Annotated in this window: 1 pseudogene and 1 other annotated feature; the pseudogene reads right to left on the bottom strand. The window is 65.6% G+C overall.

What is annotated here, in order from left to right:
- Nucleotides 1-636, bottom strand: a pseudogene (locus ET21_RS27375) (IS3 family transposase); the annotation flags it as partial.
- Nucleotides 239-355 (bottom strand) — a sequence feature (AL1L pseudoknot). (Overlaps the previous pseudogene by 117 nt.)
- Nucleotides 637-689: the final 53 nt, after the last annotated feature.

Genomic DNA, 689 nt, shown 5'->3' with positions numbered 1-689 from the left:
CCGGCTTGCCACGGATCACACCCGCCAGGCCCATCGCCCGCATCAGCCGGGCAACGGTGCAGCGGGCAACGTCGAACCCCTCGCGCCGCAGTTGCCGCCAAACCTTACGGACACCGTAGACGCGAAAGTTGGCCTCGAACACGCGCCGCACCTCGATCCGGAGCACCACATCGCGCCGCGCCCGCGCCGACAGGCGCAATGGATCCTGCCGCTTCGCGACATGCGCATGGTAGGTCGATGGGGCGATCGGCAGAACCTTGCAGATCGGCTCGACCCCATGGATGGCGCGCTGGTCGTCAATGAACGCGATCATCGCTTGAACGGGCGGTCGAGCTCCGCCTGAGCAAAATACGCAGACGCCTTGCGCAGAATCTCGTTGGCCTGCCGCAACTCGCGGTTCTCGCGCTCCAGCGCCTTCATCTGCGCGGCGACATCGCTTGGCACACCTGCACGCCGACCGCTGTCCACCTCGGCCTTCTTCACCCACTCATGCAGCGTCTGCGGAGCGCAGCCGATCTTCTCCGCGATCGACACCACCGCCGCCCAGCGAGACGGATAATCGCGCTCGTGATCGACCACCATCCGCACCGCCCGCTCGCGGACTTCCGGCGCATACTTGTTCGTTGTCTTGCTCATACAGGCTCCACCTTCTCAGGAGTTGGAGCCTCCGACAAACCCGGCGCGGTTCA

The organism is Sphingobium sp. DC-2, from assembly GCF_000722555.1.
In the GTDB taxonomy this organism is placed as follows: domain Bacteria; phylum Pseudomonadota; class Alphaproteobacteria; order Sphingomonadales; family Sphingomonadaceae; genus Sphingobium; species Sphingobium quisquiliarum.
The sequence above is the reverse complement of the archived record's forward strand: the minus strand, read 5'-3'. Positions and strand labels throughout refer to the sequence as shown.